The 15,762-nt window shown below is 42.8% G+C and carries 11 protein-coding genes; 3 read left to right on the forward strand and 8 right to left on the reverse strand.

Annotated elements, in window-relative coordinates; genetic code table 11:
* Positions 1-129: 129 nt before the first annotated feature.
* Entirely contained in the window at positions 130-567 is a 438-nt protein-coding gene (locus ACP26M_RS18215) for a hypothetical protein (RefSeq protein WP_426582079.1), read from the forward strand.
* Positions 568-680: 113 nt separating this feature from the next.
* Here ACP26M_RS18215 and ACP26M_RS18220 read toward each other — a convergent pair whose 3' ends face one another.
* The 3 genes from ACP26M_RS18220 to ACP26M_RS18230 all read right to left on the reverse strand — a co-directional run bounded on the left by ACP26M_RS18220 (position 681) and on the right by ACP26M_RS18230 (position 6,130).
* Entirely contained in the window at positions 681-875 is a 195-nt protein-coding gene (locus tag ACP26M_RS18220; RefSeq protein ID WP_426582081.1) for a hypothetical protein, read from the reverse strand.
* Positions 876-943: 68 nt separating this feature from the next.
* Positions 944-2,863, reverse strand: a complete 1,920-nt coding sequence (nagB, locus tag ACP26M_RS18225) for a glucosamine-6-phosphate deaminase (protein ID WP_426582083.1) — start codon at positions 2,861-2,863, stop codon at positions 944-946.
* A gap of 786 nt (positions 2,864-3,649) precedes the next feature.
* On the reverse strand, positions 3,650-6,130 hold the full coding sequence (locus ACP26M_RS18230; protein WP_426582085.1) for a Kelch repeat-containing protein: 2,481 nt from the start codon (positions 6,128-6,130) through the stop codon (positions 3,650-3,652).
* A gap of 441 nt (positions 6,131-6,571) precedes the next feature.
* On the opposite strand from ACP26M_RS18230, the gene ACP26M_RS18235 reads away from it, so the two are divergent.
* A complete protein-coding gene (locus ACP26M_RS18235; protein ID WP_426582087.1) occupies positions 6,572-9,373 on the forward strand; it encodes an outer membrane beta-barrel family protein in 2,802 nt (933 codons plus the stop codon).
* A 6-nt stretch (positions 9,374-9,379) separates the two neighbouring features.
* The gene (locus ACP26M_RS18240) at positions 9,380-10,156 is read left to right on the forward strand and encodes a GLPGLI family protein (protein WP_426582089.1); all 777 of its coding nucleotides are present in this window, start codon (positions 9,380-9,382) and stop codon (positions 10,154-10,156) included.
* A 129-nt stretch (positions 10,157-10,285) separates the two neighbouring features.
* Here ACP26M_RS18240 and ACP26M_RS18245 read toward each other — a convergent pair whose 3' ends face one another.
* Genes ACP26M_RS18245 through ACP26M_RS18265 form a run of 5 tightly spaced genes read right to left on the reverse strand, consistent with a single transcriptional unit; the run spans position 10,286 to position 15,651 of the window.
* Positions 10,286-11,074 carry an SDR family oxidoreductase gene (locus ACP26M_RS18245; RefSeq protein ID WP_426582091.1) on the reverse strand — a complete coding sequence of 263 codons (789 nt, stop codon included), beginning with the start codon at positions 11,072-11,074 and terminating at the stop codon, positions 10,286-10,288.
* Positions 11,075-11,093: 19 nt separating this feature from the next.
* Positions 11,094-12,374, reverse strand: a complete 1,281-nt coding sequence (gene fucP / locus ACP26M_RS18250) for an L-fucose:H+ symporter permease (RefSeq protein WP_426582093.1) — start codon at positions 12,372-12,374, stop codon at positions 11,094-11,096.
* A gap of 31 nt (positions 12,375-12,405) precedes the next feature.
* Entirely contained in the window at positions 12,406-13,620 is a 1,215-nt protein-coding gene (locus ACP26M_RS18255) for a DUF6786 family protein (protein ID WP_426582095.1), read from the reverse strand.
* Between the two features lie 7 nt (positions 13,621-13,627).
* Positions 13,628-14,479: a fumarylacetoacetate hydrolase family protein gene (locus ACP26M_RS18260; protein WP_426582097.1), complete on the reverse strand. Its 852-nt coding sequence runs from the start codon at positions 14,477-14,479 to the stop codon at positions 13,628-13,630.
* Positions 14,479-15,651, reverse strand: coding sequence for a glycoside hydrolase family 172 protein (locus ACP26M_RS18265; protein WP_373612496.1), 1,173 nt, complete (start codon positions 15,649-15,651; stop codon positions 14,479-14,481). Before ACP26M_RS18265 ends, ACP26M_RS18260 begins: the two co-directional genes overlap by 1 nt.
* Positions 15,652-15,762 lie beyond the last annotated feature (111 nt).

Consider the following 15,762-nt stretch of genomic DNA (forward strand, 5'->3'; position numbering starts at 1 on the left):
TAATATTAGGTTTGCTAATCGTATCACCAATCTGTTTGAGCGCACAATCAGCACCAAAAAAAAATCGTTTATGCACCGCATCGTATTTCAAGCATAAAACAAACAGGTGATTTATTAGCAGTTAACCAAATGGTTATCCTTAAAAACAAGAATCTTGGCGCTTTTATAGCGGATCTTAAAAAATCTCAGATAATGCTGGGCAAAAATATTAACGATATACCTCCAATGGTTAGGGATTTCTTAGCCTCTTTTAGCAGGGATAAATTCTCTATTGCAGCTCCAGGCAAGGACTGGAATTGCTGCGATGGCAACTGGGATGAAAATCTGCCTACCCGTCAGCTTATCAACATCGGCGCTGACGGCAATCTTTTTATAATTACCTATAAAACTGGAGGCATAGGAGTAATGACACACCTTGTTTTATTAAGATACAACGATGATAAAATAATTGACTTCCGGGCTGGGATAGGGAGAAATGATTTAAAAACTACAGCACAAGTTCTAAAATACCTGGCTACTAATAAGAATAAGCACTTGGAATTAAATACTAACATCATCACGGTATAATGCCTATATGAACAACCATTAAATCAACTAATTGCAATCCAAAACTGGTTGAGTTTTGGCGATAACTTAGCTTAGACCGGCAGCAAGCGCTTCAGGTTAATTTTGATGCATGTTTATTTAGGAAAATACCATCTTTCATGGAATCCAAAACATAATCCTAAAATAATAACGATTAAAGCAAGCAAAATAAAAACAAGCGTAACAATTTTATCGGCTTTCTTATTTGTCTTTATGGCTTCCGCGCTTATTTTTTGAGCAGCATCTTTTTTTAAATCTATTGATCTAACCTTGGTTAACCGTCCTCTCATTATTGTAAATATAAAAATAAAAAAGGCCACGCGATAAATCGCGCGACCTTAACATATAAATATTTCACTTAGAATTTATACCTCACAAACGCCTCCATTGCCTCATATTCAGCAAGGCCAAGACGATCATAGCGTTGGGCTGTGTCACGGGTGCGGTCTTCTGCACGTACCCAGAACTCCCTTGCATCATCACCCGGGAATACCGGAGTATCTTTCTGCGACTGGTGTTTAAAGATGGCGTTACGTTTACGAATTACCTCCTGTGGGGAAAGTGGAACAGCCATTTCTATCTCGTATGTTTCAAACTCATGCCATGCACCACGGTACATCCACAGCCAGCAGTCTTCTACCCAGGCTTCTTTACCTTTCAATCTTTCCAGTGCAGCTAAGATGATTTTGAAGCATACTAAGTGCGTACCATTAGGATCGGCAAAATCACCGGCAGCAAAGATCTGCTGTGGTTTTACTTTTTGAAGCAGGTCGATGGTTAATTGAATATCTTCCTCACCTACCGAGTTCTTTTTGGTCTTACCGGTTTCGTAAAACGGCAAGGCCATGAAGTGGATATGATCATCCTGTAAACCGGCATACCTTGCACCTGAAATCGCTTCTGTTTTCCTGATGAAGCCTTTTACGTTGCGGATCTCCTGCGTATCGATCTCGTTTGGTTGTTTGGTTGGGAAGAAGGCACGCATATCTTCATATGATTTTTGAAGATGCGTGGTGTCTTCGCCGATGCTCTTCGTAAAGTCGATAGCAAATTCCATGTACCTCAGCACATCATCATCCCACACCGCGGTATTGCCCGAGGTTTGGTAGGCTACGTGTACATCATGTCCCTGGTCTACCAAACGGATAAATGTACCGCCCATCGAAATTACGTCATCATCCGGGTGTGGTGAAAAAATGATACTTCTCTTTTTGGCAGGCAGTGCCCTTTCCGGCCTTTGCGAATCGTCGGCATCTGGTTTGCCACCCGGCCAGCCGGTAATGGTATGCTGAATCTGGTTAAAGATATCAATGTTGATATTGTATACAGGGCCCTGCTCTACTGCAAGTTGGGCCATGCCGTGGTTATTGTAATCTTCTTCCGTTAGTTTCAGTACCGGTTTGTTAACCTCATTCGCCAACCAGATCACAGCCTTTTTCTTTAACTGGTTATCCCACACGCAATCTTTCACCAGCCATGGGGTATCAAACCGGGTCAGTTCTGATGCAGCATCTGCATCCAGTACAAACTCCACATGTTGTGATAGTTGCAGGTAAGTTGCAGGTACTTCACCCGAGATCTCCCCTTCTACGGCTTTCTTGATGATCGGCGCTTTCTTCTTGTTCCAGGCCATCAGGATGATTTCCCTGGCTTTGAAGATGGTACCGATCCCCATCGTGATCGCCTTGGTTGGCACATCGGCTTTACCACCAAAATCGCGGGCCGCATCACGCCTGGTCAGGTCATCTAAAGTAACCATCCTCGTTCCTGAGTTTGGTGCCGAACCCGGCTCGTTGAAACCGATGTGACCTGTACGACCGATACCCAGGATCTGAAGGTCTAAGCCGCCCAATTCTTCTATCTGCTTTTCATAGGCTAAACAGAACGCAACAACTTCGTCTTTATCCAAAGTACCATCAGGGATGTGAACATTGGCTTTATCTATATCAATATGGCTGAACAAATTATCGTACATGAATGTCACATAGCTTTGCGCTGCTGTGGGTTTCATCGGGTAGTACTCATCCAGGTTGAAAGTGATCACATTCTTAAAGCTCAAGCCTGCTTCTTTATGCTGTCTTACCAGTTCGGCATAAACCCCTATCGGGGTTACACCGGTGGCAAGCCCCAATACCGCTTTTTCACCTTTGGCTTGTTTTGCGCGGATCAGATCTGCTATCCGGTTCGCTACCGCTACCGAGGCTTCCTGCTGGTTGTTGTAAACGCTTACCGGTAACTTCTCGTAACGTGTCTCTTCCAATAAATTTAATCGTGCCATAATTTGTTCAGAACCTATATGTTAAAGTTTAAAAAAGTCGTAATACAAAAAACCCCCGCCAAGGGCGAGGATTTTATCAAACCAATTAACAAAAAAAGTTTATCCTCACCGACATGAGAATAAAGTAAAGTGCGTATAATAATATGCTGTGCATTATCAATACAAACTTACTAAAACAAAATTTGAATTAAAAGAACTTTTTAAATTTTTTTAATAAGTATTTTATCCCATAAAACATTTCTTAGTAGCCTTTTTGGCTAAGATTTGCCTGATCGTAGCTGTTCAAAAACATTTTTAAATATAGAAACGTCATTTGCGTCTCCCCCGCACGCAAATCACTACGGTGCAACAATTGTGCAAAACAGTTGACCAATCGGAGATACATGTAATGCGTCTCTACTTAAAAACAATTATAAATCAGTTGCAATTTCAAAAAAGGCAAAAGAGTTCCTGATGGGCAGGAATACTCTTTTTGCTAACCAATTATAAAACATAAATCATGAGATGAGAAGAGATGCAGGGGTGGAATCGAACCATCCATTTGCTGCCGGCCAGCTCCTGCCATTTAGTTTAAAATGAACCCCATTTGCAAACTAATCTGTTGCAAATATATAAATATTCTATTAAATCTATATGTTTAGTAGAATTTATTTGTAAAACAATCATTTTCTTATAAAATGAGTCTATTAAATAATTAAGATTATTGATAATCAATATATTGACCTTCAGATTTATGCATTCTGCTTTCAGCTTACGTACAAAAAACCCTTCATTACAAGGTCATTATCAGCGCGGATCAGACTTATTAGAACAGATCTTTTCGAAAGGGACCGGGTATTCTTCGCCTAATGACTTTTCATATTCAGCGCTAAACTCCTCATAAACTTTCCGGGCATGTTCAATGCCTTTAGTACGCCTCAGGGCTTTGAGCTTAAACTTAATACCGATATCATTAAAAGGGTCGATATTCAACACGATGCGGGAGATCTCCAGCGCTTTTTTATAATCAAAAGCATCATAAGCCTTTTTTATTACCGGCAAAATAACCGGCATCAGCGCTTCTTCGTACTCCTGCTTAAAATCATCAAGCCAAATTTCAGGAATATGCTGCAACAACCCGCCACGGGCAACTAAGTCGAGGTAACTGAACACAACGGTTTCTCCAACATTGGTTTGTTTAAGTGCTTCCCTCACCACAAAATAATCGCAATAAAAATCTTCAGTGCTGATAAAACTATAGGTATCATTTAAAAAGGCAAGTTCCAGGCCATCTATATCCGAAAGTATGTTACGGAGGTGATTGATGGTTACACCGCGAATATTCTTAGTTTTGACCACATCCTTATCCGGCCATAGCGTAGTGGAGATTTTTTTTGATACCACACCATTCTTTTCACGGCTGTTTAACAAAATAAGAATAAACAACTGCTTGATCTTAGGACTGAACAGGTAAGTAATATCCCGCTTATTTTTATCATAAACAGTAAACTCGCCCAGGAGGTAAACAGCGTTAGCTTTGTTACCTGTTTCAGTTTCAATTTTCTGTTCGCCAATACGCTCCTCGTTAACAGCAGCAGGCTCATCGTTATCTTTTCTCCGCCTTAAGAAAAACACCACAATTCCGCATAACAATACAAATGCAGACGCGCCACCCAATATCCTGTATAAAGTAAAAGATTTGCTTTTGGGCTGGTGGGCGGCCATATATGCTTCCTGGCTCACAGGCGGCGCAGTAAGCGCGAAGATTTTTATGGTAGACCGGGAGGGTGTTTCAAACTCCTGGGTAGTACAATAAAATACATCCTGCTTAGCATTGTAAAACAGGTTATGGTCAGTTTCTATCCGTTCGGACACAACCGGGATGGTACCGCTTACTACCTGGTACGACCCATCTTTTATTGAAAATTTGTACAGACGTAAACTCGTTTTAGGCCGTTCGTGCGGATAGCATAGCACATAAAGAAACTGCTTATCTTTTGATACAATAAGATTATTGGCCGGTACAAATGCTTCTTCATCCGGTTTGATCTCCCAGAGTTTTTTTATGCTATGCTTACCCAGGTTAACCCGGTACAGGTCATAATAGTGCATCCCGCCTACTACCTGGTTGCCCGACTGGTTGCCGTAGCCCCCAAAAATGTAAACATCGTTGTTTTGATCAGCTGTGCTTGCTGCCGAAAAGAACCGGGGGGTGATCACATCGCCGGTAAAACTTTCTTGCTGCCAGGTATCAGTAGCTTTATCGTATTTAAAAAAGTTATTGTAGTATTTAAAAGAGCCGTACCCGCCAAACAGGTAAAAGTTGTTAAAGTCCTTATCGTAAAAAATATTATGATGATGTCTTTGCTCCGTTATGGTCGCCTTACCATAAAAGTCCCAGCTAAGGCTGTCCAGGTTAAAGGACGCGATACTTGGAGCGGGCTGCGGGGCCCTGAGCACTTCATACAAATAACATTCATTCTCTTTAAGGTTTACAATACTTTTGCCCAGGTGCAAGGGTACTGCTAGTTTATTTTTGAATGGTTTTGTTCCTACTGCATCCCGCCCGGCATCATAAAACATCAGGGAATCATTTTTGAAGATGAAGAACTGCTCATTTTTTTCATTAAAGTTGATCCCCGCAACCTCGTTAAAAGTGTGCACGAATTTCTGTTTCCAAAAGTACGATTCGTTGATAAGCCATGCCGGGTTATCAACGTGCCCCAGATTATCTCCGTCAACCGTAAAAACATCATTCCCGGTCCATTCGCTAAGCAGAAAGGTATAGGATTTATCATCGTTGCTGACAACCAGATTTTTAATGGCCATATTCGGCACATCCGAATAATGTTCGTTTTTGCCAAAGGTGATCTTCGCGGTTATTTTACCGTTAAAACCTAATCCTGCTGCCCGGTACCATTTTCCGTTTATGGATATGCCTACTTTATCGCCTTTGAGATCAAGATCAACAATCACCTTAAACCATTTACGCCGTTTCAGCATAGTATCGGCAAGGGGGATGCTGAGTTTATTACTCCGGCTATCAATATTGAAATTGAGCAACGAACCATGATTGTAAATCGCACTCAGGCTGTAGGAGTTACCCTTATCGTCGGTTAAGTTTAAAATATAGCCGAGGTGCTGATTATCCCACAATGAAAGGTCGAAACCAATCACCAGGCGATCATGAAAGGTTGGCAGATCATCCTTAAAAACCTGGTAAGAGGTGCGCTTGCTCATCAGGCTGTCATTTGAACCAAACTGCAACCCCTGTCCCCTGCTCTCCATTGCAGACAGCAGTATAATAAAAAGCAATACAAGCTTACATGCCCTTTTTGAAAGCATTAAAACCTTACTTTTTTCCACCATTTATAATACATGTTTAAACTTGCTGATCAGGACAGCATTCAGGTTAGAATAATATGCTAAATTATACATTTTTTGAGTACCGCAGATAGGGGATTTTCATCATTTCGGCCGTCTGTTTGCCGATGAATGTGCAATTAGATCGAACCCGCAATAATTTTATTGGAGGCCATCCCGACCAGTATTACCGGCGTTATTATTGGTGTACCGGTCCATGCCCATACACAGGCTCCCATATTTAACACATCCATCCACGACCAAATGTTAAAATTTGGCGATGAAATGTTAAATCTACAGTATAAAATGTTAAATCGCTTGCACAACTAACTATTTAGTTATATTTTGGCTTTCATAATCGACCTTATGAAAATCACAATTATTGGAGTACTGCTATTTCTTGTGGGCACAGTAAGCTTGTCAGCCCAAACCAATTACAGCATTAAAGGCACAATAGCCGATACCGTTTCTAATTCTAAATTAGCAAACGCCAGCATCAGCGTTATAACTGCTAAAGATTCCATCCTTCAAAAATTTACCCGTGTTAAAGAGGATGGTACATTTGCCATTAACAATTTAAGCAAGGGCAAGTTCATTGTACTGGCCACTTACCCCGGTTATGCAGATTTTGTAGAGCATTTCACCTTAGATTCTGCACACACCACACACAACTTCGGCCGAATCAGCATGCTGCTTAAAGAGCGTCTTTTACAGGAAGTGATTGTAAAAGGAAAAGCGGCTGCCATCAAAATTAAGGGCGATACCACCGAGTTTAACCCGGCTGCCTACAATATCCAGCCCAACTCAAAGGTTGAGGACCTGCTAAAACAGCTGCCAGGTATCGAGGTGGATAAAGACGGCAAGATCACGGCACAAGGCCAAACGGTAAAAAAAGTGTTGGTTGATGGCGAAGAGTTTTTTGGCGATGACCCAACCCTGGTTACCAAAAACCTGCGTGCCGATATGGTAGATAAAGTACAGCTTTATGACAAGAAGAGCGATCAGGCTGCCTTTACGGGTATTGATGACGGCGTAAAAGATAAAACCATCAATATTAAACTTAAGGAAGATAAAAAGAACGGCTATTTCGGCAAACTTGACGGTGGCATAGGTACTGATGGGTACTACCAGGGCCAGGCTTTATTTAACCGCTTTAAGGGAAAGCAGAAGTTTTCAGTTTATGGCACCCTCGGCAACACCGGCAAAACAGGTTTAGGTTGGGAAGATAACAACAAATACGGCGGCGGCGGCAATATGGAGTTTGGCGACGATGGCGGTATTTATATTTTCGGAGGCGGCGGTGATGATTTGGATAGTTTTGACGGCAGGTATAATGGCGAAGGTAAACCTGTAGCCCGTACCGGTGGCGCACATTATGACACGAAATGGAACAATGATAAGGAATCTATTAACACAAACTATAAAATAGGTTCACTTACCGTTGATGGCACCAAGAACACCCAGCAGCAAAATAACTTCCCGGGTAACATATCAAACACCAATAGCGACCAAAACAATCACAATTACATGTTCCGCCAAAAGCTGGATGTAAATTACCAGGTAAAGCTCGACTCGATGCAAAACCTGAAGATCACTGCTGACGGAACCTTAAAAAACAGCAATACCAGGAGCAATTTTGCTACCCAAACCCGCCGCCTTGACGGTAGCCTCATCAACAGCAATGACCGTGAAAACAGCGCCGATGTTGACGGCAAAGTATTTAACGCCAACGCCTTCTACACCAAAAAGTTTAAAAAGAAAAGCCGTACGCTTTCTGTAAACTTTAAAACCGCTTTCAACGAAAGCGACTCTAAAGGCTTCCTAAAGTCAAACACGCGGTTTTATGACTCGGTTGGTACCTATGTAAGCAAAGACACCATCGATCAGTACAAGGTAAATAAAACCCAAAGCACCAATATCAATACCAATGTAACTTATACCGAACCACTGGCCAAGGATTTTACCCTCGCCATTAGCTATGCCCTATCGGTAAACAACGCTACTGCCGACAGGCGCACGTTCAATAAAGATGCAGGCAGCGGACCTTATAATATACTCGATAACATTTACAGCAGCGATTATAAACTGAATCAATTGTCAAACCAGGGGGGCATGGTATTTAATGTACAAAAACAGAAATACTCGTTCAACTTCGGTACAAAAGTGGCTGGAGTAAGGTTTAAGCAGGTTGATGAATTTGGACGGATGGCCGATTTGGTGCGTAACTTTACCAATTGGTATCCCCAGGCTTCCTTCCAGTACAAATTCACTAAACAATCAAGCTTAAGGTTGAACTACAACGGGAATACCACACAGCCCAATATTGACCAGATCCAGCCCGTACGCGTAAATACAGATCCGCTGAATATACAGGTAGGCAACTCTGGATTAAAGCCGTCCTTTACGAACAGGTATAATATCAGTTACAACTCGTACAAGGTGATCAGCAACCAGTATATCTGGATCAGTGGCTCATACTCAACTACCAGTAACCCTATCGTGAGCAATGTAACGCGCGATACTACTACCGGTATCAGCACTTATCAATCGTCAAACCTTAAAAACAAATCAACCAGCAATTTTTGGGTTAATGCTTACTTTGACAGAAAGATCCCCGGCCTGGATATTAATGCAGGGCTTGGACTTAATGGTAACGGCAATACATACTATAACCTGTCAAACAACGTACTTAACGAAACTAAATCATACAGCTATTCCGGGAATATCAGGCTATCTAAATACAAGGAAAAAAAGTATGATGCCTGGATGTCGGCAGGGCCTACCTATAACATCAACTCTTCATCACTTAATACTGTACTGAATAATAACGGTCGCGGGTTTAATGCTAACGGAGGGTTCAATATTTATCTGCCTGGCAAATTCCAGATTGGCTCAGACGGTAATTATACCTATAACGCCCCTACAAAATCATTCCCGCAAGATTTTAAAAGGTTCCTGCTGAATGCTAACATATCAAGAACATTCATGAAAGATGCTTTGAAAGCTACCGTATCCGGCAATGACCTGCTAAATCAGAATACCGGCTATAACCGCACAGGATCGGCCAATGTGCTTACACAGGAACGTTATACCACTATCAGGAGATATTTTATGTTTTCCCTTACCTGGGATTTTAACAAAGTTGGAGGCGGTGCACCTAAAAAATAACCTATCATGAAAAAGATTTTAACCTTAACAACCATATTGCTATTAAGTGCGAACCTTTTGCGTGCGCAGGGCAATAAGCATTTTACTTTTCACGGTACCATTGAGTATAACAAAACCTCAAATGTATGGGCTATGCTGCAAAAAGCCATTAATAAAGATAACGAAATGTGGTACCAGCCCAGGTATGAACAATATAAAAAAACCAAACCCCAGTTTAAGATATTAAAAAGCACCCTGAAGTTTGGCAATAACCAAACGCTGTTTACACCTGTTGAACCAGAAACACCAACAGCCGGTTACTGGAGTGAGCCAATGATGACGGCTCAAAACAGCACTGTATTTTCTGACTTTAATACAGGAATGAGCACCAGCCAAAAAAGTGTATTTGAAGAAACCTTTTTAGTGAAAGACACCACCCGTCATATCAAATGGAAACTTACCGGCGAAACCCGTGAAATTGCCGGCTATCCATGTCGCCGGGCTAACGGGCTGATTCTTGATTCGATTTATGTAGTCGCCTTTTATACTGAAGAAATCCCTGTTTCGGGCGGTCCCGAATCATTTAATGGCTTGCCAGGGATGATATTAGGCGTAGCTCTCCCGCACGAAAACGTAACCTGGTTTGCCACTAAAGTTACTGAACAGCCTATCGACGAAAAATCATTAACAGCACCCAAAAAAGGCAAAGCAGCTACTAACAAGAGCTTCATGACCGTATTGCAAAATGCCATGAAAGATTGGGGTACGGAGGGAAAAGAGTATTTGAAGGGGTTTTCGTTGTAAGGATAAACTATTTCATATTAATAAAACGTCATTGCGAGGTACGAAGCAATCGCGAGCTATACAGAGCGGCTCTGTAAGTTGGGGATTGCTTCGTACCTCGCAATGACGATTTTATAATAAATTAATCCCTTACGCATTAGCCAGCGCCCTGTCCAGATGCACATAACCACCATCAACATAAATTAGCTGACCGGTAGTATGGCTTGATACCGGCGACAATAAAAACGCAACAGTATTAGCAATTTCTTCGGCCGTAGTCATGCGGTTGCCTAATGGAATCTTTGCTTCGATCTCTTTCAGCTTTGCCTGTGGATCGGGCAGGGTCTTGATCCAGTTAGCGTAAAGCGGTGTCCAGCATTCGGCTACTACCAGTGCGTTTACACGGATGCCATATTTCAAAAGCTCAACCGCCCATTCTCGGGTAAGCGCGTTACGGCCACCATTTGATGCCGCGTAACCCGAGGTATTCCCCTGGCCGGTATCGGCAGTTTTTGAGGTAATGTTAAGGATGGCTCCTTTTGATTTTTTTAGTTCGGGCAGGGCATGATGCGCCATCAGGTAATAATGCACCACGTTTTTATGCAGAGAGGCCATGAACCCTTCGTAATCACCGCTTTCCAGGCCAACGCCATCGTTAACACCGGCGTTGTTTACCAATCCGTCAATACGGCCAAATTTTGTTATTACTTCATTAACTGCGTTTTCGCATGCTTTGGGATCAGTAAGTTCGGCTACTACCTGGTATGCCTTATGCCCCGCTGTTGCTACAGCTTCAACCGTTTTCAGGTTATCAGCCTCACCGCGGCCTACTATAACCGGGATAGCACCCTCGGCAGCTAACACTTTCACTATGCCTTCGCCTATGCCCTTGGCGCCGCCGGTAACTATAATTACCTTATCTGTAAGTTGTAAATTCATTTTTAGTATGATAGATATATTAATGACTGCCGGCCATTACCAGCTTCTTAACTTTGTGATTATTGATGGCAAAGAGCAAGATGCCAAAAAAGCAAATACCGGGCACAACGTAAGCCCATTGAATGCTGTGTGTTGCGTCAGAAACCCGTCCCATGATTACCGGGAATATAGCACCGCCCACAATCCCCATGATCACCAATGATGAACCAAGTTTGGTTTTAGCGCCCAGGCCACGGATACTTAACGAGAAAATAGTCGGGAACATGATCGACATAAAGAACCAGGTACACATCAACGCGTAAACAGCCACTTCGCCTTTTAGCGTTACAGCCATAGCTATCAGGAAAATGTTAATAATCGCATAAGTGATGAGCAGTTTAACCGGGTTAAAATAACGCATGAGTAATGTACCAATGAACCTGCCTGCCATGAAACCTGCAGAAGCTATAGTGAGGTAAAAAGAAGCCGGTTTTTCGGCGAATCCGGCTACTTTTTCTGAATAGCGGATAAAGAAACTACTTATACCAGCCTGTGCCCCTACATATAAAAACTCAGCAAAGATACCGGCCCTTAAACTTTTCACGTGCAGCAGCTCGCTTATCCTTACACCAAGCGAACGGTTGTCGTTAACTGCCTCCTCACTGGTTTCTTCAACAATTGGCGGGAAGTGCGTGCGATAAATTAAGAATGCAACTACAAGCACCACTGCGCCAATTACCACAAAAGGAATTTGTACAGACGATGCTTCATGATTAAGATATTCATTCAGCTGCTCGGGCGACATTTTGCTTGATTCCGCATCTGTTAACACTTTGCCCGATAAAATATAATTACCACCTACAAGCGGAGCTAAGGTAGCAGCCAATCCGTTAAATGATTGTGAAAAGTTTATCCTTCTTTCAGCACCAGCCGGATCACCTAATACCGTTATATAAGGATTAGCTGCCGTTTCCAAAAAGGCCGCTCCCGAAAATACAATGAATAACGCTGCTAAAAAGAACGCGTAGTTACGTACCGCCGCAGCAGGGAAAAACAGGAATGCTCCTGTTGAAAAAAGTATCAAACCTAAGATGATCCCACCCTTGTAGCCATATTTTTTCATGAACTGTGCGGCCGGAATAGGTAATATGAAATAGGCAATATAGGATGCCGAATCGATCAGTGAGGATTGAAGGTCATTAAGCTGGCAAGCCTTTTTTAAGTGCGGAATTAAGATTGGGTTAAGATTGAGCGCGAACCCCCAGATAAAGAACAGGGAAGTAATTAATGCTACTGCGAACAGGGCGTTGTTTTTTGACATTAGTGTTTATGGTTGATTATATATTGATCTGTTATTTAAATGCTGCTGAAATATCATCCAGTGAAATCCCCAGCGTTTTTAATGCTATTTTATTTAATGCGGCTTTATTACCGGTAAAATGGAATACGCTATGTTTATGTGTTAGCTTTTCGCCCGGCTTCAGGAACGCGGCGGGAGATACGCTTTCTATCTCATAAAAAGGCCCCATTTGTTTACCATCGGCCAGTGGTCCATCGTTATAAGCATTCACCGCGTCACCGCTGTAAGGCGCGGTATCAGTTTTCCATTCCTGGTTTAAGTAGGATGCTGTACTAGCCACATCAAACATAGTGATGGTTAAAACATCGTTTTCGGCATCGTAACTGCCTGCCATATTTTTTGCACGATGAGGTGGAATACCCAGCTTGCCACGGCTTTTACCATCAGCTTTAAACAACAGGATGCCATTTTTATAATTAACCCTGTCTTTCGGGATCTCACCAAAATAATTGGTGGTAGCTACTTTGCCGGTAGCTTTTTCATGGTACGGTACTACGATCACCACTTTTGGCGATGGCGTAAACATATCTAAATTCCAAAGGCATGGGGCGCCTGTAGCTTCATTCCAGGCGTTATTACCTGTATTAACGATTGAATTTACTGTACTAAAGCCAACTGATTTTACAGAGGTGTCGGCATCAATACCAAGAGCCTGCTGTATTGCTTTCGGCTCCATAATCTCCACGTCACGTTCAAGCTTAATTGATAAATCAGTACCGACATAATTTTGCAAATGTGTGCTTTTGCTCATCGATACCTTTTTATCCGATTTGGATATCAACTCCCAGCTTTCATTATCAACCGCTGCCGGGGTGTGCCAATTGGCAAACTCCATTTTGGTGCCGGGCTTAAAGAAAAGCGAAAACTGTCCGCCTTCCGGCCCAAGCCATAAACGGTCTTCCCCGCCAAAAGCGTTCATATGTGGGTCGGGCTGTTTCAGGTCGAAAGTTTCGTATTTGATCCATCCGAAACTTTTGCCATTTAAGCCATCAGCAGTTGAGGTAAAAACCTTTGCCTGGTATTTGGGCGATACGATGACCTGCCCTAAACCGCTGTCGTCTTTTAAAACGATAACACTATCCTTTGTTTTTAAAAAATCAAGATCAGATCCAAAAGTACCTTTCATGGGTAGTTGAGGGTTGCGCATGGTACATGACGCTAAACCGGTAAGCAGCAAAACTAATGATGACTTTTTAAAAAGCTGCATATGCCGGTTATTTATGTTTAGGATTTAAGCCGATCACATTCACCATCGTACCGATATGATCAATGCTGATCTCCACAACATCACCGGCTTGCAAAGTAAAGCTTGGCGGCGGCACCAGGCAGGTACCCGTCATTAAAAAGCATCCGTTAGGAAAATCACATTCGCTGTACAAATAACTGGTAAGTTCTGTAAAGGAGCGTTTGATCCGCGATACGGTAGTTTCATCTTTAAAAACCAGTTCGCCATCACGTTTGATATTCATGCTGATCACTGTCTCGCCGGGAATGGGCGATGAAGTAACATATAAGCATGGCCCAAGTGCGGCGCTTTTTTCATAAACTTTAGCCTGCGGCAGATATAAAGCATTTTCGCCCTCAATACTCCTCGAACTCATATCATTGCCAATGGTATATCCCTGGATATTACCATCGCTATTCACAAATAGTGTAAGCTCAGGCTCCGGCACGTCCCAATCCGAGTCTTTGCGGATGTAAACCTCGCCGTTGTGCCCGGATACCCGATGTGCAAGCGCTTTGAAAAAAAGCTCAGGGCGGGCTGCGTCATAAACCTTGTCATACAAACTTGCGCCTGTTTCTGACTCCTCCATACGGGCATCACGGCTACGTAAATAAGTTACGCCGGCGGCCCATACTTCCTGGCTGCCAATAGGCGGCAGAATATTGCCGTTCAGATATTCATTCTCCACCTCGGCGCTTAAAGCCGTAGTATCGGCAGTGATCGATTCCAGGTAAGCCGCTAAACCATCCCGGTTGATCAGTTTATCCCATTCATCATCAATAATATATGATGAACCGTTATGTTGCAATAGGCTGCCTTTGGCAAGTTTATATAGTTTCATTAGTTTACTTCCAGTTCGTCTTTTGAGGGGAATTTAGGGAAAGGGCCATGTTCGCCGGTTTGATACCAGAACACGGTTGAAGCGATATCATCCTGCAGGGGCATGTACCGGCCATCGTGCCGCCAACCCAGGGCCTGTATGGTAACCTTCAGGCTTTTTTCAAAGCGGATAGGATCAACAATATGCCAGCGGTACATGCCGAAACGTTGTGCAATTTCATAGTGCCCATCGCCGCGGATCACCTGGGGTAAACCGCTGTAAGGGCTGCAAAATTCGGTGTACTCTGTTCCCGGTTTTTCTTTCCCATTGGCATCTTTATGGCGGGTATCAAAATCATACGATCCGCAAAAATAATCTTCTGTCCCTGTTCCATTTATAGTAGGAAACTTGGTATCGCCATCCATAAAAAATTTGATCTCCCCTTCGCCCCACCATCCATTTTTGTTTGAGCCATAAGCTATGTAAGTACCAACATATTGCCCTTTGCCTTTGATACTATCCACCAAAACGAAATCTTTTTTATAAGGTAACGGGTTTACCCTACGAAACTGCGCGTGAAAATAGCCCGCATCCTCGGGTACATCGGTCAACGTATAATCCACCTGGTAGTACAGCACCATATCCGCATCGTCGATATTTTCCATAGTAATGCGGCATTTTTTACGGAACGGCATTGGCCAGTAGCAATTAAATGCACTGCCAGGGTTTACTGCAACGGCAAGGGAACTTACCGGCGCATATTTACCCCAACCCATACAAAAAAAGTCGCCCACGGGCACCTCAACTGACGGGGTAGTTTCATCGTCCCAGTAAAAACGGATTATGGAATAGCGCCAGTTGCCGGTTGGCGTCATCCAGATATGTTGGATAGCGCCCGATCCGTTAATTTCAGCGACGGTAAAAGTTGTATGCTTTTTGATGACAACACTTGGGCTTACTTTCCAGGTCTGGCCCAGATCGCGCGAGGCATTGGCACCGGTGCCTGTTGTGGCCATGCCGCCTTTACCTTTTTCGCCGGTGAAGTTCTCGGGGCTGATAGATCGTGTCTTAGCGTCAGACGTACGATAAAGGTTGCCGAGCCCAACATCAAGACCGTTAAATTTTTGCTGCGCATTAACAAACGAAGCGACAATAACACACAGGCAGATCGTTAAAAAATAATTTTTCACCATAAAACTTATCTTTAAAATCAATTAACGCAGTAATTGGTAATGCGTTCCAGGTTTATTTGTTTATGCTTCAGGCCTTGGTTAAAAAGCCATTCACAATCATATTGATAATTT

Origin of the sequence: Mucilaginibacter sp. R-33 (assembly GCF_049949235.1) — a bacterium.
Taxonomy (GTDB): domain Bacteria; phylum Bacteroidota; class Bacteroidia; order Sphingobacteriales; family Sphingobacteriaceae; genus Mucilaginibacter.